Below are 22,497 nucleotides of genomic sequence, written 5' to 3' on the forward strand. Positions count from 1 at the left end.
CCCCCCCTGTCTGACATTAGTATATTCCAACTTGTCAGATTTAGAGAAGGCGCAGGGCGGGGTGCCCACCCGCGCCTGCGCCAGAGAGACGTCTGATTCCCTTAGCTGATTCCCCTTACGTCCGCGGGTACTGGTTCGCAAGCGCCGCAAATTGTGCAATAGAGAGCGTCTCCGCCCGCGCATCCGGTTGGATACCAGCCGCCTCAATCCACGCTCGGCACGCATCCTTGCCGACCGAAAGACTATTGGATAACGCGTTTAAGAGTGTTTTGCGACGCGTGGAAAACGCCGCTCTCACCACGCGAAAGAACCACGTTTCATCCTCGACAAAGACATCGGCCCGCTGCGTGCAGTCGAGTAGGACGACAGCCGAGTCCACGCCAGGCTGTGGTGCAAACGCCGCTGGCGGAACCGTAAACAGCCGCGTCGCCCGGGACCGGTACTGAATCCCCACAGACAACACGCCGTACGCCTTGCCACCAGGTTGCGCGACCATCCTGTCGGCCACCTCTTTTTGCACCATGACGATTGCGCGTTCCATCGGCAAATTCGACTCCAGCACCTGAAACAAAATGGGTGTCGTAATGTAGTACGGCAGGTTGGCCGCAAAACACAACCTGCGATTTTCAGTTAAATACGGTTTGAGGAGCGCACAGAGATCAAGTTCTAAGACATCTGCGAACTTCACCTCGACATTCGGGTAAGGTGCAAGCGCCTCGGCAAGCACGGGTCGCAGCGTCTCATCCTTTTCAACAGCAATGACCTGGGCCGCTCGCTCTGCGAGTTGTGCCGTCAGCGCCCCAGCCCCGGGACCGACTTCCAACACCAGTGTCTCATCATCTGCGCCAAGTGCGTCCGTGATGCGCGAGAGGACGTTACGGTCGACAAGGAAGTTCTGACCAAATTGCTTTTTCGTGTGAAAGTCGTGCTTCGCCAGCAAATCCCGCATGGTTGGACCCGGGTGGCGTTGTTCAGCCGTCATCTCGTTCTAACCTCTCTAAAGCTTGACGCCACTCCTCGCGAGTGACGCCAAGCGTATTCAGCTTGTTCAAAAACGCCTTCGCATTCCCATAGCCAATGCCCAATTGGTCGCCAATCACCATCCGCCGCACGGAGGCCTCAGGACAAGCAAGCAACCTCGCGGACAACAAATCTTCCTGCGTAAACTCCACGCGGTTTTCCAATCGCGTTGGCGCAACTTGTCCCCGCGCGCGCAGGAGCGCTTCGCGCACCGCCCTAGCGTCGGCGTGTTCCACGCCTAAGCCCTGACGGTTGACGGCCTGACGCCGAGCGACGTGCGCGTGGCTGCATCCTGGCACTGCGCGGTCAATCCGCCTTCGAATACGCTCGCCAGCGCCGTCTGGGTCGGTCAGCACGATGACGCCTCTGGTGCGCACCGCGCGACGGAGGACGTCCATTGTCCGCTGGCCAATTCGGTCGCCGCCGAGGACGAGCACGTCTGCTTTGACGGCGACATCCACGACCTGTTTATCGTGAATCCCTTCCACCACTACAATCTCATGAATAACCGGGCGCTGGACATCCTCATTCATTCGGTACGACCCCTCGAAACAACGCCAGCGCATTCTTTGTGGTCAGCGCCGCAATCGTGTCGACGCCGACGCCGCGAACTTGAGCAACCTGCTCTGCCACCAGCCGCACACGAGCTGGCTCGTTGCGCTTGCCGCGAAACGGGTGCGGCGACAAATAAGGGCTGTCCGTCTCCACAAGCAACCGGTCATCCGGAATTTGCGCAGCCACTTGACGCACATCCTCCGCCTTCTTAAACGTGACAGGCCCTCCGAACGAAATGTAGAATCCAAGCGCCATGCAGGCTTTTGCCACGTCCAACGTCTCATTGAAGCAGTGCATGACGCCGCCCACTTCATCCACACCGGAGTCTTGCAACAACTGAACGATATCTTGTGTCGATTCGCGATTGTGGATGATGACAGGTTGTTTCACCCGCTTGGCGATCTCGATTTGCCGCCGCAGCACAGCCGCCTGTTCCGGCCGCGGTGCTGCGTCCCAATAATAATCCAACCCGATTTCACCGATAGCGACGACCTTCTCGTGCAAGGCCAGTCGTTCCACCTCGTCAAAATCTGACGCTGGCACATCTTTCGCCGCCTCTGGGTGAATCCCGACGGCGGCATACACCCCTTCATGCTGCTCCGCAATCGCGATGGCTCGACGCGCACTCTGAACGTCCACCGCCGGGACGACCACGTAGGAAACGCCTGCGCTATGCGCGCGTTCGAGAACGGCAGCGAGATCATCCGCAAACTGGTCGTCCATCAGATGGCAGTGCGTATCAAACAAGGTCACTTGACAATCGCCCCGTTCGGCATCGTGTCGGGCACGGTCGCCAAGGTCAAGGTATCGCCCTCAGACGCGGCGAGAATCATCCCTTGCGACTCAACGCCACGCAGCTTAACAGGCTTTAGATTGGCCACGACGATAACCTTCTTACCGACCAGTTCCTCCGGCGTAAAATACTTTGCGATACCCGAAACAATTTGGCGAGTCTCAAAACCAAGGTCCACCTGAAATTGCAGCAACTTATCAGCGCCTTCGACCTTCGCCGCCGTCTTGATTTGCCCGACGCGCAACTCAACTTGGTCGAACGTATCAATGCCAATTTGCGCTTTGCCTGTAGGCTTTACTTCGCCCTTTGCGGCGTCCTTATCCTTACCCGCATCTTCCGGATTTTGCAGTGCCTTTGCTCCTGTCATCTCTTCCAACGCTTCAATCTCCTTTTCTACATCGAGCCGTGGAAAGAGCGGCTTCTCCTCCGTAACCTTCTGCCCATTCGGGCCCTCGCCAAACGAGAGCGATGTCCAACTGAACGCATCACCCGACCAGCCGAACTGCTTCGCAATCGCGACTGGCGCGTCCGTCATAAACGGTTGAACCATAATGGTCGCGAGACGAATCGCCTCAACCATGTTGTACAACACCGTGTACAGGCGCTCTGTCTCGCCCTCTTTGTGCAATTTCCACGGCTGACACTCGTCTATATACTTATTGGCCCGGCGGACCAGTGTCCAGAGTTCTGTGAGCGCCACCGAGAACTGCATCGCGTCCATCGCTTCCTCGACCGCCTTTTGTGCATCGGCGGCGACCTGTTGAAGCGCTTCGTCAACCGCTTCCCGTTGACCTGGCGCAGGCACCACACCGTCGTTAAAGCGCGTGAGCATCGCGACTGTGCGGTGGATGAGGTTGCCGAAGTCGTTGGCGAGATCGTAATTTAATCGCTCAACGAGCCCTTCCGGCGTGAAGATGCCATCCTGGCCAAACGGAACCTCGCGCAACAAAAAGTACCGGAAAGCGTCACGACCGTATCTATCGACGAGCTGCAAGGGGTCGATGACGTTGCCCTTAGACTTGCTCATCTTGCCACCTTTGGCCAAGAAGAAACCGTGACCGTAAACCTTCTTTGGCAGCGGCAAATCCAGTGCCATCAAAATGATAGGCCAGTAAATGCTATGGAAGCGGACGATATCCTTGCCCACCACGTGGACGTCTGCCGGCCAGTAGCGTTCAAACTGCGCGCGTTTTTGTGCATCATCCGCCCCATAACCAATGGCCGTAATATAGTTGGTCAACGCATCCAGCCAAACGTAGACGACATGTTTGGGATCACTCTTGACATGCACACCCCAGTCGAACGACGTACGAGAGACACACAAATCCTGCAACCCCGGCTCGATGAAGTTTTTCAGCATCTCCGTCTTGCGGCCAATCGGTTCGATAAAGCCTGGGTTCTCCTCGTAGTATTGCACGAGTCGGTCGACATACTTGCTCATGCGGAAGAAGTACGACTCCTCCCGGACAAACTGAACTTCTCGTCCACATTCGGGACATTTGCCGTCCTTGAGTTCCCGCTCCAGCCAGAACGATTCATCCGGCGTACAGTACCACCCCTCGTACTCGGAGAGATAAATGTCGCCCTTTTTCAGCAACTTCTCAAAAATATCCTCGACGACCTTCGTATGTCGCGGTTCTGTGGTGCGGATAAAGTCGTCATAAGATATGTTGAGCTTTTTCCAAAGCCCTTGAATCCACTCAATAATGGGATCAAGAAACGGCTTCGGCGCCAATCCCGCCTGCGCAGCGCGCGTTTGGATTTTTTGGCCGTGTTCGTCGGTCCCCGTCAAAAAGAACACGTCATAACCACGAAGGCGTTTGTAACGAGCCATCGCGTCCGCCGCCACCGTCGTGTAGGCGTGACCAATGTGGAGCCTGTCGTTGGGGTAATAAATCGGCGTCGTAATATAGAATGTCGGTTTGTCCATGAAATCACCTTCCTCAGAAAAGTTTCACAACCGTTGGTTGCGTGATTGCAAACTGCCACTCACCAAACATCCTGTTTTCGTACCTTTGGCATCCTGCGACATTTTTGAACGCAAAAAAACCCCGTCCACATTGGGACGAGGGTTACTCGCGGTACCACCCAACTTCGCACCGCCGCGTGACGACGTATGCCTCGTTCTGAGTTCTATAACGGGAACCTCCCGTGTGTGCCTCAAGGCGGCTAGCGCCGTTCGACACACATCCTCCGGAACCATACTCCCCAGCAGCTCCATTACCGGCTTCCACCACCCCGGCTCGCTGAAGCGTCCAAACGGGACACGCAAAGGCTTGTCTGGGTACCATTCCTTCATCGACATATCCTGTATTGTTGCCTGACGTTCTGCCGTCAGACGCAGCCGACGGTCTACATCATTACCATACATGAGAAAACTCTCTTGAGTCAATTTTCGTGTCAAAGTTCCGAATTTAAACTGTAAGTACTTGCAAAAAATGCGTGATCATTTATATTTAAGTCAATTGAAGTATTTGCATGCTGTGATAGTGAATTCCTGCTGAACGGTCGCAAGTTACTTCATTTAGACACAGAGAACCCAAAATCCTAGAACCGGGGGATGGTACAAGCAATGAAATCTACAGGAATTGTCCGCAAAGTTGATGAATTAGGTCGTGTCGTGATTCCGATTGAACTCCGTCGTACACTGGGCATCGGTGAAAAGGACGCACTCGAGATTTATGTCGATGGCGACCGCATCATTCTGAAAAAGTACGAACCTGCATGTATTTTCTGTGGCCAGGCTGATGAAATTATCCACTTCAAAGGAAAGAACATCTGCCCGTCCTGTATTGCTGAAATGAGTTCCTGACGGATTGCCACGAAATGATTGAGACTCGCACATGGATTCATATGGAATGATGATAGAAAAGTGAATCCTGGGGCTGGCGCATTGACGCCAGCCTTTTTTTGAATTTTATTAACTGCGTACAAGTTCCCTTAAGGCAGCGTTTCGTTATACAGTGTTCGGCGGTTAACCCCGTACTTTTCAGCCGCCTCCAGTACGGCAGATTTGTGACGCTCACCGGAAGCGACCCGCGCTTCAACAAATGCAACGGCTTCTTCCATACGTGCCTGGTCATTTTCTGGCTCGGCATGCCCACCGCGATTGTCAACCAAAATCACATATTCTCCTCTGGCGTCTTTTTCCTCGGTGTACTCGACCAACTCGCTCAGCGTCCCCCGCACAAACGTCTCATGCTGCTTGGTCAACTCTTTCGCCAGCACGCCAGGCCTGTCCCCCAATTGTTCGAGCAACACCTGTAATGTAGCGTGTAACCGATGTGGCGACTCGTACAGGACAAACGTCGCCTCAACCGACAGAAATGGCGCTAACCACGCCTTAGCGGCACTCCCCTGCCTCGGCGCGAACCCTAGGTACACAAATGGCGTCAGCGGCAACCCACTGCCGACGAGACTCGCTAGGAGCGCGCTGGGGCCAGGTATAGGAATGACAGGGATTTCACGTGTGATGGCGAGATCGACCAAGACTGCACCCGGGTCAGATAAAAGCGGCGTGCCCGCATCGGACACGAGCGCGATAGAGCGTCCCTCCTCCCAAATGCGCTCGACGAATCCAGTACGCGCCTGCTCGTTGTGCTGATGGTAGCTAATGAGTTGATCCGGGTGAATGTCAAAGTGCGTCAGCAGTTTGCGAGTGTGGCGTGTGTCCTCGCAGGCCACGACGTCAACAGAGCGCAAGATGTCAAGCAGCCGGTAACTGACATCCGACAAATTGCCGACGGGTGTACTGCATACGTACAACTTCGGGCCGTCTCCCGCGTTATTTTTCATCTCTTGAACCATGTATGTATGCCACCGCCCATGTAAGGTGTCTCGGAAACCAACGCCGACTTTGCGACGTGATAAAAACGCCCGTTCTTTTCGAACGGGCGTGATATGGTGCAGACGGGATACTACGTTCTTTCTTTCGCATCACCCCGTCGGCCATCCATTGGTTACGTCTTTTGGATAAACGACAGACAGAAAAGACATTCCCCTTCAGTACGCAAGCTCCCATACTTGACATTGCAAATGTGAAAACCTTCTCGATAAATACGTAACAAGTTATCCTGAGCAGAACCCGGCTCATGCACACTTTGCTTCCCGAGCGACTCCTGCTGAAAGTGCTCGTTCTCGCGTTCAAGCCGTTGGTTCTCCTCAATCAAGTCTTGAATCTTTTGCTTTAACGTACCTAATTCTACGTACAGTTCGCCAATGCGCTCTTCGAGGTTGGCGACCTGTACGAATAACGACTGTTTGTCCATGGCCCGTACCGACCCCGCTTACGCCATTGCGTCTTCGCCTTGGTAAGAATCGTTCTCAAATTTCAGGCAACACATCAAACGCCCACACAGGCCCGAAATTTTCGATGGGTTTAGCGACAAGCTCTGATCTTTTGCCATGCGAATCGAGACAGGGTCAAATTCCCCCATCCATGTGGAGCAGCACAACAGGCGCCCACACGGACCAATGCCACCTAAAATCTTGGCTTCGTCTCGAACGCCGATTTGACGCAATTCGATCCGAACGCGGAACACGCTCGCGAGATCTTTGACGAGTTCCCGGAAGTCCACACGCCCCTCGGCCGTGAAGTAGAAAATCAACTTGTTGCGGTCGAACGTGTACTCTGCATCCACCAACTTCATCTCCAGCGAATGCTTTTCCACCTTTTCCCGGAACACCTGCATCGCCTGACGCGCACGCGCTCGGTTTTCTTCGACCGTCTGCGAATCCTCCGCAGTTGCTATCCGCATCACTTGTTTCAGGGGTAAGACGACGGAATCCTCCGGCACGTCGCGCTTGTCCACAACGACCGTTCCGTATTCAACGCCTCTCGCAGTCTCAACAATCACGTGTGCATCCTTGTGTATCGGCAAATCTCCTGGGTCAAAATAGTAAATTTTCCCGGCAGGCTTAAAACGAACACCGACAATCTCATACATCCGGCAGAACCTCCCGTAGTCGGATGCACATCTGCTCAAAGTTCAACAGGGTTGCGACATGAGATTCCACTCGCTGACGGCTATCGAGAACAATCTCGATGGCACGCGACCACTGTCTCACTTCAAGTATGGGAGCGACGCGCTTCATATGAGATTCCCAGTCCTGAAAGCGAATGTTCGACTGACCGACACGAGTATGCAAAATGTCACGAAGGTATTCGACGAGCAGCGTCAAACTGTCCGCTGCGGATACTTCCTCACAAATCATCTGCCACTGGGCAGCCAAGATGAGGGCCTGTGTACCATCGACCAACCACATCTGCACCCATTTTATCATTTTATTGATGAACCCATCAAACGAATGATTTTCCGTCTCCTTCATCGCATCCTCCAATAAAGGGATGACCTGGACATCCGTATGTGCGGATACCCCCGGCTCGGCGATAGGATAAACGGTACAGCGGGATTGGATAGTCGATAAAACAGACTGGCGCGCTGTGGCGGTCAGTAAGGCGTACACGCCAGGTTGTGGTTCTTCCAGCGTCTTTAAAATACGATTTGCGGCGACACCGGTCATCTGGTGGGCACCATACAACGTATACACTTTTTTCCCGGAGTGTCCGCGCACGGACAACCATCGCTGCATCGCTTCAATGTCCGCCGTTTTAATGGATTCACCACCGACTTCAAAAAAATCCGTTTGCGTCCCGGCCTGGAATCGAATGCACGCGCTGCACCGCCCACAGGGGCAAGTCGTATCTTCACACAACAGCGCCTTTGCAAGATAGCGGGCAGCCGTCATCGTAGCCCGAGACGGCCCCACCAGCAACGTGGCATGTGGCAACCGGCCCGCCGCCACAGCCTCGGCAATTGCGTCCGGTAAAATAAATGAATCAGAAGGCGGCATCATAATCTTTTGCGTCATCGCAGACTCCACCTCCACGGCTTTGCCCGCAACCCTTTATCGATTGTTGCTGGTATCGCCTAAAACTGATCAAATTGTTCGATATCGAGCACGAAGACAGTCGCTCCACCAACGGAGACGTTGACCGGATACGGAATATAGGACTCCATACTTGCTCCCATCGGAGACATGGGTGCGACGACCTGTTCACGCGCTTTACACGACTGCTGAATAATCTGCTTGACTTCGTCGACCTTATCGTCATCCGTACCTATCAAAAACGTGGTGTTGCCTGCATGGAGAAAGCCGCCAGTCGAGGCCAGTTTAGTCGCCCGAATATTGGCATTTACGAGATTTTGGGCTAATTTCGCGCTATCCTTGTCCTGCACAACAGCCACTACCAACTTCATATCGGCTCCACCTACCGTTCAAGATTTTTTTCCCTCGCGATGTGTTTCCATACGATATGGTAAATCTCCTGCTGCAGTGCATCGACGGAATGGCGCGCATCGACGATTTGAATACGCGATTTGGCCTTTGCAGACAATCTGGCAAAAGCAGCCTGTACACGACTAAAATATGCAGCGTCACGGGACTCAATGCGATCCAAATGGGCCGCCCCCCGCGATTGCCGCAGGCGTTCCCTGGCATCGGCCAATGGGAGATCAAACAAAATTGTCAAATCAGGCAACACGCCGTTCACGGCAAATTCATTCATCTGCGCTACCGCCTCTTCACCGAGTCCAAGGCCGCCGCCCTGATACGCAATAGACGCATCCACATATCGATCACAAAGCACGACCTTTCCCGCCTGTAAGCCCGGCACAATGACCTCTTCAACCAACTGTGCCCGCGAGGCAGCGTAGAGCAAAGCCTCCGTCCGCGGCGCCATCGACTGGTTCTCCCGACTCAACAATAAAGACCGGATCTGATCACCGAGCTGCGTCCCACCTGGTTCTCTCGTACATACGACATCGACGTTGGCCTTGGCCAGCGCCCTCGCTAGCAACTGAATCTGTGTCGTCTTTCCAACACCGTCAATGCCCTCAAACGTAATAAATACCCCGCGTGTCACTCAATGACCTCCAACTGGCACTGTTCGTCAATTCCGACTACCGTCCCACCAAGCTGCAACCACGCAATAAGCGAATCGACAAGCGCCTGGCCAATCTCCTGCCCCGGCCACAGCGCGGGCACACCCGGGGGATACGGCGCAACCGGCGTCGCCAGAATGCGCCCCGCTGCCTGGCCGATAGGCACGGCTACGCGTCTGTGCCGCGTGACTTCACTTGGCGAGAGAACTGCACGCGTTCTTCCTGCGAGCTGGTAAAGTTCTGCGACCAGCGCAAAATCTGCCGTGACTGGTACACGCGTTTTCCGCCACGCCTCCAGGACCTCGAAAAATTTCCCATATTCATATGCGGGCTGTGAGAAACCAAACATTGCGAGGACGCCGCTGGCATCTGCAAACTCTATGAAGATGCCGCGCTCTTGCAGCATCGTCTCAAGCCGCTGGCTCTCGTTGGCTGCTCCCGTCGGAATCCACTCCCGCATCGGGTCGGTTGCCATCCCAATGGGCGCATGGGCACTCCGATACTGTTGAAGGCACTCGAACGTCCGCTGCGCTGCTTCTGCGCCCTCTGTATGCAACCACGCCTGCGCCCCGTCCAGCGACGCCAGAAGCAGATAGGATGGGCTGGTCGTCTCAAGAAACAACAAACGCTCCTCAACCAGCCTAGCTTCGACCAACGGCCCGCTGACGTGTACCCACGCCGCCTGCGTCAAGCAAGGAAGCGTCTTATGCGGACTCTGAATGACAATATCCGCCCCTTGCTCCACGCTGTGGCGCGGAAAGGCGTCAATCAACCCGAAATGCGCCCCGTGCGCTTCATCGACAATCAGCGGCACACCATATTCGTGGGCGACACGTGCAATCTCGGCAACCGGCGCCACGACGCCCTGATAAGTCGGGGACGTGACAAAAACCGCCGCAACATCGCGCATTTGTGCCAACTGATTCGCTAACTGTACCGGATTAGGCGGCCCAAAGGTCATAATCTCCTGCCGCCAGGGACTTGGCACAAACACCGCGCCGGCGTCGGCATAAACGAGCCCACGCCAAGCACTCATGTGGCATGGCCCAAGAATGACGACTTGATTTCGCCCTGTGGCTTGCACACTCGCGGCGATGGCCGCCATGACACACGCCGTGGCACCATTCACGCTATAAAAACAATGATCTGCCCCATAGTGGGCTGCAGCAAGCGCCTGTGACGCCCGAATACAGCCAGTGGCATGATGCAGATTATCGAGGTCGGGCAACTCAGTCACGTCCCATTTGGTAGCCTGTCCCAACCACTGGGCAAGCGGGCCGAAGAGCGTGCGACCCTGATGATGCCCTGGTACGTGCAAGGAAACTTTTTCGCGCATCGCGTGCGCAATCAACTGGTCGATAATGGGTGTCGAAACTTTTCTATCTCGCAAACGTCGCCCGTCCTTATCTTCAGAATCGCTTCTCTCATGATAGGATGATTGTTTATCCGAAGCAACGAAAACATAGGACTGAAAAACGACAATCGGAGACTCCGGAATTTGCAACCAACTAGTTTGGCAAATTCCAGACAATCCCCGATGCTTCTTGTCACGTAGTTTTTTTCACTGCCTAGGGCGTTTCTGTATAGGTTGATTGTGCGGATAACCAGATGCGCTTCATCTCTGTGACATAGTGTTGATAATGCGCATCGTTCACCTCAGAATGTACAATGTCGCGTTCGCAGTCGGTGCAGATAAATTGACCACAAATGCGAATTCCATGGGGCTTTTCTAGATGACAGATAATACAGGATGAATCTGCCGCAACCTGCTTCTCCAACTCACTCACCTACCTACATCTCACGCGAATCCGAAATTGATAACCTAATGTCAGTCTTGACTTTATTTGCTTTTTTCTATACCTAGCTACCAAATTTGATGAACCCCGATGGCCAGTAGTAGCAATCCGGCACACAACGTTGCGTGTTTACCAAGCGCCCGAGCTGCGTAACGGCGGCCAAAAAATGCGGAGAACCCCAACAAGACGTACGATATCATCGCCACAAATAATCCCGTCCACCATACGTTTAAGTGGGTAACACCCGCATCGAATCCTCCAGCGAAAGCATTCATCGCTAACGCGGCGCCGAGTACGGTCGCTTCCGTCAAACTGATTGTCTGTGACTGGTCAAAGTCAGCGACCACGGGATCTTCGAGAATTCGGCCGATGACGCCAGATTGCCGCTTTTTGCGTTCTTTGCGCTTGGCGCGCAATGGTTCGCTCAGTACCCATATCCCCACCGCAAACATCACGAAACCGCCGATGTATGACGCGACAGACGGATGAATATAGTGGCTCATCAAGCGACCTACCCATCCCGATAAAATCGTCGCAATGCCCGAAATCACGGCGACGAGAAGGTTCGCGGCCGAGGAGATTTGAATATTGCGCACACCATATGCAATTCCGACTCCGGCATTATCCAAATTTGCCGCGACAGCGAGGGCTGCCATTGTCAAAATACTGGATATCACGCGTGCCCACCCCCGGTCTTCACAACACCTTATGAGCAACGCTTGGCCTTGTTTCAGATATCGCCAGAAGTCATCGGCGTGATGCGGGATGGCTATGCTATAATGCTTGTCGAAACGGAGGTGGAGAGGTGAGTCGAACAGGTTCGTCGAACCTCGCCCGTGGAGCCTCTTTATATGTTATCTGTGTCGCACTCGCGAAGGTCTTGGGCCTTGTGTGGATTATCCCTGTCACGGCACTGATTGGTGGCGCCGGTCTTGGCATCTACTCCAATGCCTATTCTGTCTACAACATCCTTCAACAGCTTGCGACCAGTGGATTTCCGCTCGCCATGGGCAAGCTTATCAGCGAACGGCGCGCCACTGGTGACCGGGCTATCGTTGAGCATATTTATCGTGTGACCATGCGGTCCCTGATGGTTTTCAGCGTGATAGCTTTTTTACTGATGTGGTTTGGCGCACCGCTGTTTGCGCATCTGATTTCATTTAAAGACCCAAAAGCGTCCATTGCACAGAACGTCCCCTCGATTCACGCGGTGTCCTTGATGCTCCTCGTGATTCCTGCCATGAGCGGACTACGTGGATACCTGCAAGGATTTCAGCAACTTTCCGGCCCCGCCTACTCGCAGACAGTGGAGCAGCTATTCCGCGTCATCGCGATGGTCGTCGGCGCGTATCTCGTGGTCAATCAGTGGGGGTTAAGTAAGAGTGTGGCGGGCGCAGCCGCTGCAACTTTCGGCGGCTTTGTGGGCGGTGTCGCCGGGCTCGTTCTCCTGATTGTGACCGTACGACCGCTCCGCCGCACAGAGCGCACATACGGCTATGAAGAGAGTCCGTTCCGCGACAGCCAGATTTTGCGTATGGTCTACCGCCTGGCCATTCCGGTCAGCCTAGGCGGGCTCGTCGTGCCGATTGCAAACTTGGTCGATTCTTGGACGGTGACCAATCTGCTGCAAAGTGTTGGCCAAACCTTTCAGGAAGCCACCGCAAATTACGGCATTCTCACGCGTCAGGCAATGTATCTCGTGCAACTGCCGATGGCGTTCGCGTATGCGATTGGCGTTTCTGTGTTACCCGCAGTATCCGCCGCCAAGGCAAGTCAAAATCACGTAAAAATTCAAGAGAGCATTGTCTTTACCCTGCGCAGTATGTTTCTCATCAGCTTTCCGACGGCGGCTGTTCTCCTGGTTCTCAGCCGGGCAATCAACGAATCCATTTTTGGCGCGTCGGCGGGCTGGTCGATTATTTCAACCGTTTCGTTCATGAGTATCTTTTCAAGTCTTGAATTGATTTCAACCTATATTCTGCAAGGGCTCGGCAAAATGTATCGCCCCGTGCGGAATATGTTTCTCGGCGTCGCTATCAAGACTGGTTTTAACTTCATTTTGATTCTCGTATTGCACTCGGTAATTGGTGCGGCGTTGGCGACGACGATTGGCTACTTGGTATCGTCGGCACTCAATATCATGGCCGTCAAAAAATATGGACAGGTGCATTTCTCTGTCCGCAGAATCATGAGGCCGTTCTTGCTGGCCTCTGTCATCCTGGTCGTCTGCCTGTTCGTAGTCAACGCACTTGCGCACATGACGTTGGTCGACGTGGTTGGAGACAAGCGGTTCATTTATGTCCTTCAATTGCTCATTGCGGGCGGGATTGGCGCCGTGGTGTATCTATACACCATTATCAGAACAGGCGCGCTGCGCACAGATGAACTTCAGTCGGTTCCAGGTGTCGGCAGGTATTTGAGTAAGTTTGGCCGCCGTATCGCTAGAACACAACGAAAACCCCCCGCACGTACCCGAGCAAAAAGAAGAAGGTAGTAAACCGCACATGCGGTTTACTACCCAATATGGTGTTCCCCTATCTTAACCGTCAACCAACCACCATTCCACGCATCGAGCTGCGCGTCAGGACTAACACAGGCACTACCCCGCAAACACCCAGAGCTTGAGCGCGACCAGCGCTGCGATGCCGGGCAACCCTAAAAATCCGGCGGTAAGCGCCGTAATTGGGTTAAACGGCAGATGAAAGTGTAAATACGTCCCCACCCAGTTCACCGCGAACACAAACAGACATCCCAGCGCACAATTCCGCACAATCAACCATGCGACCGTTCCCGGCTTGCGAAAGAACTGACCGATTAAAAATGCAACGATGACAATGACGCAGACCCACAACCACATGGCCGGAATATGCATAGCACGCCCTCCCCTAGTCGACCTGCCATGTCTCGTCTCGCCACTGCCACTGTATTCCATCAAATGAAACGCCGTTTTCCCGGGCCAATCGGAACAAGAAGTTCAACTGACGCTCGGCCGCGCTGATGCGAAATACGATATGGTCAATCAGTAGCGGATCAGAGACCTGCTCAAATTGTTGTCTCGCTATCATAAGCTCGCGGCGACTCTTCAGGATTTCTGTGAGAAGCGACTGCTTGTCAAACCGCGACAAATCTAGCTGATGGCTTGGAGGAAGGGTCTCTTGATGGGGGCGGGAGTCAGACGAACTAGACACACCGGTGATGGCCTGCGCCTCGATTGGTAATTGCGACGACGTCATAAAACGGCCTCCTTGTCCAAAGCTTAGTAAATCATAGTTGGCAAGGAGGCGAATTATGCCTGTAGCTCTGTCAATAAGTTAGTAAACCCTCAAAGGGGACAGAAGAGGACTAGAGCGTTCGCCGGCCCTCCAAGGCTTTGGCGAGCGTCACCTCGTCGGCATACTCCAAATCACCGCCGACTGGTAGACCATGTGCAATCCGCGTGATCTTCAAAGAGAATGGCTTGAGCAAACGCGAGATATACATCGCGGTCGCCTCGCCCTCGACGTTTGGGTTGGTCGCCAAAATCACTTCATCAATATCTTCCTGACCAATCCGCGTCACCAGTTCCTTAATCCGAATATCTTGCGGGCCAATTCCCTCCATCGGTGAGATGGCACCGTGCAGGACGTGGTAGGTACCGTTATATTCATGTGTGCGTTCCATAGCGACGACATCTCGCGGCTCGCCAACCACACAAATGACCAGTTTGTCGCGGCGCGGATCCGCACAAATCGAACAAGGGCTCGTTTCCGTGATATTGCAGCAGATGGCGCACTCCGTCAATTTTGTTTTGATATCCTTCAAAGCCTTGGCGAATTCATCAACGTCCTTTTGCTCCATCCCCATCACGTGAAATGCAAGTCGGGCCGCTGTCTTCGGCCCGATGCCTGGTAACTTCATAAACTGCTCAATCATGCGCGAAACAGGTTCTGGATAGCCCCACATTTTAGAACAGTCCCGGGATATTCATGCCCTTTGTGTACTTGCCCATCTCCGACTCCGTCAATTCCGTCACCTTTTGATTGACATCCTGAAATGCGGCTAGAATCAAGTCCTGCAGCATTTCCACATCCCCCGCGACATCCGGGTTAATTTCAACCGACAAAAGCTCCTTATGCCCGTTCATCACCAACTTCACAGCACCACCGCCGGCCGTGCCCTCCACCGTGCGCTCACCCAGGGCTTCCTGCGCCTTCATAATGTCCTCTTGCATTTTCTTCGCCTGTCGCATCAACTGATTCATGTTTTTCATGAGGTTCACTCCTTCGTTTCTACAACCACTTTATCCTCGCCGAATAACGCACGTGCTCGACCGACAATATCCTCTTGCTCTGCCCGCTGAGAACCATCGTCCACCCGGGTCAGCGATGCAGTAAACTCGTCCCAATCTTCCTTCAAGAGTGCAAAAATCTGCATCTCGCGTTCCATCATGAGCGATACCGCAGATTCTATCACCCGTCTATCTACCGGCTTCATCACCGCCTCGCGATGAATGCGGCTCGCAAATGACAATACGACGGCAAATTCCGTGGCCATTGCAACCTCGCCATGCATCAGCCAGGCGTGCGACTGAATTCGATCCTGTTTGACTTTGTGCAGAATATCCGGCCAACGCTCGTGAACCATCGCCTCCACCTGCGGATGCCTATCTCGATACAATCGCGCAAGTGTCTCTCGTTTGCGCCCTGCAGCGGAAATTCGCTGTTCAGCCGCCCGTGAACGCCGCTTCGTTGCAACCGCCTCTGCTTCCGTCGCTACCCGTGGAGCGCTCTCGTTCTGCGCTTCGTCTGGCGTCGTAGGAGGCCGCTGGACATCCCGCAACGCCTCTGCCGCAGGCATTGCCGCCGTCACCTCATCTTTCCGTTGAACCACCACGGGCGCCGCTCCATCGGCCACGGCACTCACCTTGGGCGCAGTGGCAATCGACATCAAAGTTGCTTCTAAAGCCAACCGCGGTTGTTCCACATAGCGCAGCTGAGTATATAGTTCTCCTAACTTGGAGACGCCCAGAAGTAACCAGTCTGTGCTGCAAGTGGGCTTCGACGTAACGAATCGGTACGGGGCGACGGGTTTTCCGTTCAGCGCGTCATCACCAGCAGATAGCATGACAATAAACAAATCGCGCAATACTTGCAATAAGTCGAAGGCAATGCGGCTCGCATCCTTGCCCCCGGCATACCACGAAGAAATTCGATTGAGCACCTCGAGGTACGAAGCGTCCATCAGGTCGCTGACCAATGCCAGCAGTTCGCCTGTGTCGACGCCGCCAATGACACTAGCCACGTGCGCCTCATTGATGGTGCCCTGGCCAAACGCAGCGGCTTGCTCCAAAAGCCCAAGGGCATCGCGCATCCCGCCGTCTGCCGCCTCTGCCAATTTCCACAGCGCGCCGACATCACACGTCCAGCCTTGGTGCGCCACGACCTCCTGTAGGCGTTCGACAATCGTTTCAGGGGAGATGCGGTGAAAATCAAACCTTTGACACCGCGATACAATCGTCCCCGGAATCTTGTGCGCCTCCGTCGTCGCAAGCACGAACAAAACATGTGCCGGCGGCTCTTCGAGCGTCTTTAAGAGCGCGTTAAACGCCTCTGTGGTCAGCATGTGAACTTCATCCACAATATAAACTTTGCGCTTTACGGTAGTCGGTGCGTAATGGACTTTATCGCGCAACTCGCGAATCTCATCGACGCCGCGGTTGGATGCCGCGTCAATTTCTTCGACATCGACGTTTGAGCCATTGGTAATCGACACACACGCACTACACTCGTTACACGGCTCCGCGCCATTTCGACGCTCACAATTCACGGCCTTCGCAAACAATTTGGCCGCACTCGTCTTCCCCGTTCCACGCGGGCCACAAAACAGGTAAGCGTGCGCAATCTTCCCAGACGTAATAGCATTCGCTAACGTCTGACGCACATGCGGTTGCCCCACTAAATTCGAAAAGGTCTGGGGGCGCCAAATTCGATAGAGTGCTTGGTAGGACACTGCCGTCCCTCCCTCTGGTTTTACAGTACCACAGCGGGCGGGATGCGACCAAGCCTAGAGGACAGGAGGTTCCAGGAAACCAGAGGGCGCCCCTGCGCTCCTTTCATGAGGATAAAGAGTGTGCGTTACTACGTAAAAATAGGTTCGTACTCGACTGCGTTTCGTTCGGCAGGCTCACCGTGAACGTCGTGCCAAAGCCTTTGGAAGCGACGCGGATGGTGCCACCATGGTCAGCCACAATTCGCTCGCAAATCGCCAAGCCAAGCCCCGTCCCCTTGTCTTTCGTCGTGTAAAAGGCATCAAAGATCTTATCGACCAAGTAATAAGGGATTCCAGGCCCCGTGTCGGAAATGTAAATCTCCGTGCGACCCGCGACCTGCTTCGCGCCAATCGCAAGACTCCCCTGTGCATCCATGGCCTCTACAGCGTTTTTTATGAGATGAAGTAAAAGTTGCCTCAACATATCCCGGTCGCCAAAAATCGTGAGCCCTTCAGGTATATCGTACACGCACTCCACATGATGCTCGCGCGCGTTCACCTGAATCCACGGGTGAATCTCGTTGAGCAATTCCGCCATCGGGAACGTTTGCTTCTCCATTCGATTCGGTTTCGATAAAAGCAACAATTCGGCGACAAGCGTGTTCACCCGTTCGATTTCGCTCATCATCACTTCCACGTACTGGACTTCTTCTTCCATTAGCCCCTCATGCAAACGATTCTCCAACACTTGCAAGAACCCTTTCACCGTGGTTAGCGGGTTGCGAATCTCGTGAGCAATACCAGCAGCCACCTTGCCTACGGTAGCCACCCGCTCCAACCGCTGCGTCTGTTGGTCGAGCGTCGCAAAATTTCCCATATCTTTCATCACGATATACATGCCCTGTACCTGGCCATCCGCAGCCTGATGCGTGAACGTATCCATCAGCACGTGGCGTACATCCGTACCCACTTCCCAACGCACGACCGCATCCCGGTACTCGCATTCCGTGTTTAAAATGTGCAGCAATATCTGATATTCATCACTTTCTTCAGAGAGGACCATCTCCAGAGGAACAATCGATCCGGTCGCTTGCGGCATCCCTATCAATTCCGCCGAGATATCATTCAAAATGGCGACTGTACCATCTTTCGCTAAGTATAGAATCCCTGCATTCAGAAGCTGTGTGTCAGGCAACAAATCCGGTTCAACGGAAAACATCGAATGCTGATCCATACTCCATCACCAGTCCCCTTAAAGAGTCTGAAAAGAGTTCTTTTGCAACGAATATTCCTTATGAGATCAGCAAATCCTCCCGCGTGACAAAACTTCCATTGGCTCGACAACTTCCGACACACATCGCACAGAAAGCTACCACATATCTGAAACTTGTGTACACAAACGCAAAAAACAGGCCCTGCCTTTCGAGGCTGTAGACCTGTTTACTCACCACATGACGTCTGACCAAGACCCGACCAGGCACGCCCACGTCGCCCGAAAGGTCTTCCTTAGTGCTGCTTCCGTCAGGACCTGACACGGTTCGGAAGTTTTCGCCGCATGGGACCCAGTCGGGTCTTGGTCAGACATCACGTGAATCGACGATATGCGTTGAGTGCGTGCACATACGCGCACTCAACATCGTGGCGGAGAGAGTGGGATTCGAACCCACGAGCCCCTTGCAGAGCTACTCGCTTTCGAGGCGAGCTCTTTCGACCACTCAGACATCTCTCCACATCAAACATCAATCAAGGTTCTTGCGCCGTTCACGCATTCCCTTGAAAAATTCCCTCAATATATTAGCACAATCCTGTCCTAAAACGCCAGATGTAATGATTGGTGCGTGGTTCCATAATCCGGGTTCTAATAAGGGGAGTTTCGACATTACTGCCCCACCCTTGGGGTCGTCGGCACCGTAAATCAAACGTCGTATGCGCGACAACATGATGGCACCAGCACACATGGGACAGGGTTCTAATGTAACATACAGGTCACATTCCGTCAACCGCCAGGCACCAAGTCGTCGGCTCGCCGATTGAATGGCAATCAATTCGGCATGCGCAGTCGGATCCCGCCACGTCTCCCGCAAATTGTACCCTACGCCGACCACTTCCCCATTCCAGACGACAATTGCGCCTATCGGCACCTCTTGTTGCGCGCGAGCCATTTGTGCTTGCGCGAGTGCCAGTCGCATGAAATCGTCATCCGTCCTGTACAGCTCCACGCGTTTACACCCTTTCGCCAGTCAGCAATCCATGATGCGGCTGCCGTCCAACGACCTCCGCCGCTCGAATCAATTCTGCCAAGACATCAGATTGCCACTGTGGGTGCATGTAGTCGGCTTTTACATAGGTCCCACCTTGGTCGGTCGACACATAGCGCACAGGTAAATGATTGAGCGCCATCGCCAATATATCGTCTAAACACTGCGCACACGAACACTGAACAACACCTTGAACTTCCGGCGAAGCAATCATCTCTTTCGCCAATCTTTCAGTCACGTTATAAACCGTCATACACAACGCTCCCTCCATCCGTGCGTCGTTGACGCCACTCACGTGGCATGCGCATAAATTAGCGCTGAACACGAAGGAGGTCATCGAACTGACACGCGGACGTCTCAATCCAAACAGAATGTTCCTGGATAAATGGCAGATGTATCTCGCATTGACACACGACGCCATCCAGGGATTGCGAATTCCCTACACGCTCTTGCTGAACCAATGTACAGCCACTCGACTGGAGGGTCATTCGGCCTGGTATATCAAGCCAGTGGACACTTGGGGCGGACACCAAATCGCTCGCTGTGAGCAATCTGGCGAACACAGCTGGACACTTCTTCACCAAACTGGACGAACCCTCTATTATCGCCGCACCCAGGCGCTCCTTGAGCACCTATACATGTTGTACCACCCATTGACTACAATTGTACAGCAGGCGGCACCGGTTGTAACTTGGCAAGGGAGGCCATTTGACATTCGCGTCTTGTGTCAGCGGCAATCTGACGGGTGGCTCATTGCAGGTACGCTCGCCCGCGTCGCCCAGACAAACAGTATCGTCTCGAATATCGGAACCGGACGCGGCGAAGTGCATCAAACCCGCGACATCCTGCGCGAACTCTATCCAAAAGCGGTAAAGCAACGCCGGATACAAAACAAGTTGAAACAAGTCAGTCTGAAAATTTGCCAAGTGCTAGACACGTACGCGCCGTTTGACGAGGTCGGCATCGATTACGGCCTAGGCGCAGAAGGACAAGTGTGGTTATTTGAAGTCAATACCAACGACCGATTGGGGGGCCCCAGTCACCAACTATTTACGCAACTCCCCGACAAAACCGTTTACGAACAAATCGAAGCGCGCGCCGCAGAGCGTCGCCGACAGTGGCTTTCGACATTGCTACGTGATCTGTTTTTCACCTAAAGATGATGCACAACCGTCACATCCGCCCACACCGTTGCATACAGTGTGGGTATGTTTTGGGCGCCCCCGCCTGACGGGAACAGAGACAATCGTGGGGAGGACTGAATCACATGTGCGGTATTGCAGGTTGGGTCGATTGGTCACGTGATCTCACGAGTGAGACAGAGACCGTAAAACACATGGGCGAAGCACTGACTTCAAGGGGGCCAGACACGGCTGGATTTTGGTCGCATCCACACGCGCTGTTCGCGCATCGTCGTCTCATCGTAGTCGATCCCGACGGCGGCGTTCAGCCCATGGTCAGACGCTTTGGCGACAAGGAGTACACGCTCGTTTACAACGGCGAGCTGTACAACACAGAAGATATCCGCAAAGAGCTATTGGCGCTTGGCTTCAAGTTTCAATCCTATTCCGACACGGAGGTCGTGCTGGTCTCATATGTCGCATGGGGTGAGGCTTGTGTTGAGAAATTTAACGGAATCTTTGCGTTTGCGATTTGGGATAACACGAACCAGCGGCTGTTTATGGCTCGGGATAGGCTCGGTGTCAAACCGCTATTCTACAGCCGACTGAGGCATGGCATCGTCTTCGGATCAGAACTAAAGGCGATTTTGGCGCATCCAGCCATTGACCCGGTCGTCACGACGGAAGGACTTGCAGAGGTATTCGCCATCGGCCCAGCGAGATCACCAGGTGTAGGCATTTTTAAAAATATCGAAGAGGTGCGCGCGGGTCACCTGCTGATTGGCACGCCAGATGACATCACCATCCGCCAGTACTGGAAACTACAGAGCTATGAACACACGGACTCACTGGAGAAGACAGTCGAAACGGTCCGTGAACTGATGATTGACATCGTCGAACGACAGCTCATCTCCGACGTGCCCATCGCGACGTTTTTGTCCGGCGGCCTGGACTCCAGCGTGGTCTCCGCAATTGCCGCGCGCTATTTCGCACAACAAGGGCGAGACGCGCTGCATACCTTCGCCATTGAATTTAAAGATATGGAAAAATATTTCCAGGCCAACGCCTTCCAAAAGAGCCTTGACGGGCCCTGGGCACAACTTATCTCTGAACATATCGGCAGCATCCATCACCGCGTCATCTTCGACACGCCCGATTTGGAGGCTCATTTGCTCCATCCGCTCTTCACGCGCGATTTGCCCGGCATGGCGGATATCGACACGTCACTCTATCTATTCTGTAAAGCGGTCAAAGAGCACGTCACCGTGGCGCTGTCTGGAGAGGCAGCCGACGAAGTATTTGGCGGTTATCCATGGTTCCATCGAGAGGAATCGCTCAAGGCGGACACATTTCCGTGGTCGTTACGGCTGGCCGAGCGCGTCAACATCATGTCGGATGAACTCAAAGCCGAAATCCATCCATACGAGTACGTGCAAATGCGCTACCGTCAGGCACTCGACGAAGTGCCTCGACTCGCCGGGGAATCGGCCCGCGATGCGCGGATTCGCGAAATTAGCTACCTGAGCATCACGCGATTTATGCCAACGTTATTGGATAGAAAAGACAGAATGAGCATGGGCAATGGCCTAGAGGTACGGGTACCATTTTGTGATCACCGACTGGTCGAATACGTCTTCAATATCCCATGGGAGATGAAAACCGTCGGCAATGAGACAAAAGGCATCCTCCGCAAAGCGATGGAAGGCTTCTTGCCACACGATGCACTGTATCGCAAAAAGAGCCCGTATCCATCGACACCGAATCCCGATTATCTGGCACTGGTGCGCAGCAAAGCCCTAGCCATGCTCGACGACAAGCGTTCGCCGATTCATCCCTTTGTGGACGAAAATGCCGTGCGTGCGCTAGCCGCGATGAGTCACAACAAAATGGAACACCGCCCGTGGTTCGGCCAAATTATGGGCACCGCCCAAATGTTCCATTACCTCTACGAAACCAATGAATGGTTAAAGCAGTACAACGTCAGCGTTCGCTAATCGTTCGTTCATCGTTCGCTTACGCAAACGCCTACTCCAATGTGTCAGA

The 22,497-nt window shown here is 53.9% G+C and carries 25 protein-coding genes, 1 tRNA gene, 1 other RNA gene and 1 pseudogene; 4 read left to right on the forward strand and 24 right to left on the reverse strand.

The annotated features are described in order from the left end of the window. Window positions 1-115: 115 nt before the first annotated feature. Genes rsmA through J3482_RS07440 form a run of 5 tightly spaced genes read right to left on the reverse strand, consistent with a single transcriptional unit; the run spans window position 116 to window position 4,739 of the window. Window positions 116-982, reverse strand: coding sequence for a 16S rRNA (adenine(1518)-N(6)/adenine(1519)-N(6))-dimethyltransferase RsmA (gene rsmA / locus J3482_RS07420; RefSeq protein ID WP_146823535.1), 867 nt, complete (start codon window positions 980-982; stop codon window positions 116-118). After that, window positions 972-1,553: a ribonuclease M5 gene (rnmV, locus tag J3482_RS07425; RefSeq protein WP_146823537.1), complete on the reverse strand. Its 582-nt coding sequence runs from the start codon at window positions 1,551-1,553 to the stop codon at window positions 972-974. The genes rsmA and rnmV overlap by 11 nt, the downstream gene beginning before the upstream one ends. Continuing rightward, window positions 1,546-2,328, reverse strand: coding sequence for a TatD family hydrolase (locus tag J3482_RS07430; protein ID WP_146823539.1), 783 nt, complete (start codon window positions 2,326-2,328; stop codon window positions 1,546-1,548). Before J3482_RS07430 ends, rnmV begins: the two co-directional genes overlap by 8 nt. Further along, window positions 2,325-4,298 carry a methionine--tRNA ligase gene (metG, locus tag J3482_RS07435; protein WP_206922230.1) on the reverse strand — a complete coding sequence of 658 codons (1,974 nt, stop codon included), beginning with the start codon at window positions 4,296-4,298 and terminating at the stop codon, window positions 2,325-2,327. Before metG ends, J3482_RS07430 begins: the two co-directional genes overlap by 4 nt. Before the next feature lie 24 nt (window positions 4,299-4,322). Then, window positions 4,323-4,739: a hypothetical protein gene (locus tag J3482_RS07440; RefSeq protein ID WP_206922231.1), complete on the reverse strand. Its 417-nt coding sequence runs from the start codon at window positions 4,737-4,739 to the stop codon at window positions 4,323-4,325. 201 nt (window positions 4,740-4,940) lie between these two features. Here J3482_RS07440 and J3482_RS07445 point away from each other — a divergent pair, with 201 nt between their 5' ends. Beyond that, on the forward strand, window positions 4,941-5,180 hold the full coding sequence (locus J3482_RS07445; protein ID WP_021294663.1) for an AbrB/MazE/SpoVT family DNA-binding domain-containing protein: 240 nt from the start codon (window positions 4,941-4,943) through the stop codon (window positions 5,178-5,180). A gap of 128 nt (window positions 5,181-5,308) precedes the next feature. On the opposite strand, the gene rsmI is transcribed toward J3482_RS07445, so the two are convergent. The 9 genes and pseudogenes from rsmI to ytaF form a co-directional block, all read right to left on the reverse strand. Continuing rightward, the gene (rsmI, locus tag J3482_RS07450; protein ID WP_146823543.1) at window positions 5,309-6,175 is read right to left on the reverse strand and encodes a 16S rRNA (cytidine(1402)-2'-O)-methyltransferase; all 867 of its coding nucleotides are present in this window, start codon (window positions 6,173-6,175) and stop codon (window positions 5,309-5,311) included. Window positions 6,176-6,327: 152 nt separating this feature from the next. Beyond that, window positions 6,328-6,636: an initiation-control protein YabA gene (locus J3482_RS07455; RefSeq protein WP_021294665.1), complete on the reverse strand. Its 309-nt coding sequence runs from the start codon at window positions 6,634-6,636 to the stop codon at window positions 6,328-6,330. A 39-nt stretch (window positions 6,637-6,675) separates the two neighbouring features. Further along, window positions 6,676-7,314 (reverse strand): annotated as a pseudogene (locus J3482_RS07460) (PSP1 domain-containing protein); the annotation flags it as partial. Then, window positions 7,307-8,239: a DNA polymerase III subunit gene (locus J3482_RS07465; RefSeq protein ID WP_236017995.1), complete on the reverse strand. Its 933-nt coding sequence runs from the start codon at window positions 8,237-8,239 to the stop codon at window positions 7,307-7,309. The gene J3482_RS07465 and the pseudogene J3482_RS07460, both read right to left, overlap by 8 nt. A gap of 59 nt (window positions 8,240-8,298) precedes the next feature. Continuing rightward, window positions 8,299-8,628 carry a cyclic di-AMP receptor DarA gene (darA, locus tag J3482_RS07470; RefSeq protein ID WP_146823545.1) on the reverse strand — a complete coding sequence of 110 codons (330 nt, stop codon included), beginning with the start codon at window positions 8,626-8,628 and terminating at the stop codon, window positions 8,299-8,301. 11 nt (window positions 8,629-8,639) lie between these two features. After that, window positions 8,640-9,293, reverse strand: a complete 654-nt coding sequence (gene tmk / locus J3482_RS07475; protein WP_206922232.1) for a dTMP kinase — start codon at window positions 9,291-9,293, stop codon at window positions 8,640-8,642. Continuing rightward, a complete protein-coding gene (locus J3482_RS07480; protein ID WP_146823548.1) occupies window positions 9,290-10,702 on the reverse strand; it encodes an aminotransferase class I/II-fold pyridoxal phosphate-dependent enzyme in 1,413 nt (470 codons plus the stop codon). The genes tmk and J3482_RS07480 overlap by 4 nt, the downstream gene beginning before the upstream one ends. A 178-nt stretch (window positions 10,703-10,880) precedes the next feature. Next, window positions 10,881-11,099: a sigma factor G inhibitor Gin gene (locus J3482_RS07485; RefSeq protein ID WP_146823550.1), complete on the reverse strand. Its 219-nt coding sequence runs from the start codon at window positions 11,097-11,099 to the stop codon at window positions 10,881-10,883. Window positions 11,100-11,176: 77 nt separating this feature from the next. Further along, complete coding sequence (ytaF, locus tag J3482_RS07490) at window positions 11,177-11,785, reverse strand: sporulation membrane protein YtaF (RefSeq protein WP_223204178.1); 609 nt, start codon at window positions 11,783-11,785, stop codon at window positions 11,177-11,179. Between the two features lie 128 nt (window positions 11,786-11,913). Here ytaF and J3482_RS07495 point away from each other — a divergent pair, with 128 nt between their 5' ends. After that, window positions 11,914-13,602, forward strand: a complete 1,689-nt coding sequence (locus tag J3482_RS07495) for a putative polysaccharide biosynthesis protein (protein ID WP_146823551.1) — start codon at window positions 11,914-11,916, stop codon at window positions 13,600-13,602. 105 nt (window positions 13,603-13,707) lie between these two features. On the opposite strand, the gene J3482_RS07500 is transcribed toward J3482_RS07495, so the two are convergent. From J3482_RS07500 to J3482_RS07545, 10 genes are all read right to left on the reverse strand, one after another. Beyond that, complete coding sequence (locus J3482_RS07500) at window positions 13,708-13,980, reverse strand: pro-sigmaK processing inhibitor BofA family protein (protein WP_206922233.1); 273 nt, start codon at window positions 13,978-13,980, stop codon at window positions 13,708-13,710. Window positions 13,981-13,993: 13 nt separating this feature from the next. Next, a complete protein-coding gene (locus J3482_RS07505; RefSeq protein WP_146823553.1) occupies window positions 13,994-14,341 on the reverse strand; it encodes a YaaL family protein in 348 nt (115 codons plus the stop codon). A gap of 109 nt (window positions 14,342-14,450) precedes the next feature. Next, entirely contained in the window at window positions 14,451-15,050 is a 600-nt protein-coding gene (recR, locus tag J3482_RS07510; RefSeq protein WP_146823555.1) for a recombination mediator RecR, read from the reverse strand. A gap of 1 nt (window position 15,051) precedes the next feature. Continuing rightward, window positions 15,052-15,357 (reverse strand): YbaB/EbfC family nucleoid-associated protein, encoded by a 306-nt coding sequence (locus J3482_RS07515; protein ID WP_146823557.1) that lies wholly within the window; start codon window positions 15,355-15,357, stop codon window positions 15,052-15,054. A 5-nt stretch (window positions 15,358-15,362) separates the two neighbouring features. After that, window positions 15,363-17,096: a DNA polymerase III subunit gamma/tau gene (gene dnaX / locus J3482_RS07520; protein ID WP_146823559.1), complete on the reverse strand. Its 1,734-nt coding sequence runs from the start codon at window positions 17,094-17,096 to the stop codon at window positions 15,363-15,365. Between the two features lie 103 nt (window positions 17,097-17,199). After that, the gene (locus tag J3482_RS07525; protein ID WP_206922234.1) at window positions 17,200-18,309 is read right to left on the reverse strand and encodes a two-component system sensor histidine kinase NtrB; all 1,110 of its coding nucleotides are present in this window, start codon (window positions 18,307-18,309) and stop codon (window positions 17,200-17,202) included. A gap of 208 nt (window positions 18,310-18,517) precedes the next feature. Next, an RNA gene (ffs, locus tag J3482_RS07530) (signal recognition particle sRNA large type) lies at window positions 18,518-18,691 on the reverse strand. A gap of 23 nt (window positions 18,692-18,714) precedes the next feature. Beyond that, window positions 18,715-18,804 (reverse strand) — tRNA-Ser (locus J3482_RS07535). Window positions 18,805-18,814: 10 nt separating this feature from the next. After that, window positions 18,815-19,294 carry a tRNA adenosine(34) deaminase TadA gene (tadA, locus tag J3482_RS07540; RefSeq protein ID WP_438938568.1) on the reverse strand — a complete coding sequence of 160 codons (480 nt, stop codon included), beginning with the start codon at window positions 19,292-19,294 and terminating at the stop codon, window positions 18,815-18,817. Between the two features lie 4 nt (window positions 19,295-19,298). Further along, window positions 19,299-19,586, reverse strand: a complete 288-nt coding sequence (locus J3482_RS07545) for a late competence development ComFB family protein (RefSeq protein ID WP_146823563.1) — start codon at window positions 19,584-19,586, stop codon at window positions 19,299-19,301. A 118-nt stretch (window positions 19,587-19,704) separates the two neighbouring features. Between J3482_RS07545 and J3482_RS07550 the strand changes: the two genes are divergently transcribed. Beyond that, a complete protein-coding gene (locus tag J3482_RS07550; protein WP_223204179.1) occupies window positions 19,705-20,490 on the forward strand; it encodes a YheC/YheD family protein in 786 nt (261 codons plus the stop codon). Window positions 20,491-20,600: 110 nt separating this feature from the next. Next, window positions 20,601-22,448: an asparagine synthase (glutamine-hydrolyzing) gene (gene asnB, locus J3482_RS07555; RefSeq protein WP_206922235.1), complete on the forward strand. Its 1,848-nt coding sequence runs from the start codon at window positions 20,601-20,603 to the stop codon at window positions 22,446-22,448. Window positions 22,449-22,497 lie beyond the last annotated feature (49 nt).

The organism is Alicyclobacillus suci, from assembly GCF_017329615.1.
In the GTDB taxonomy this organism is placed as follows: domain Bacteria; phylum Bacillota; class Bacilli; order Alicyclobacillales; family Alicyclobacillaceae; genus Alicyclobacillus; species Alicyclobacillus suci.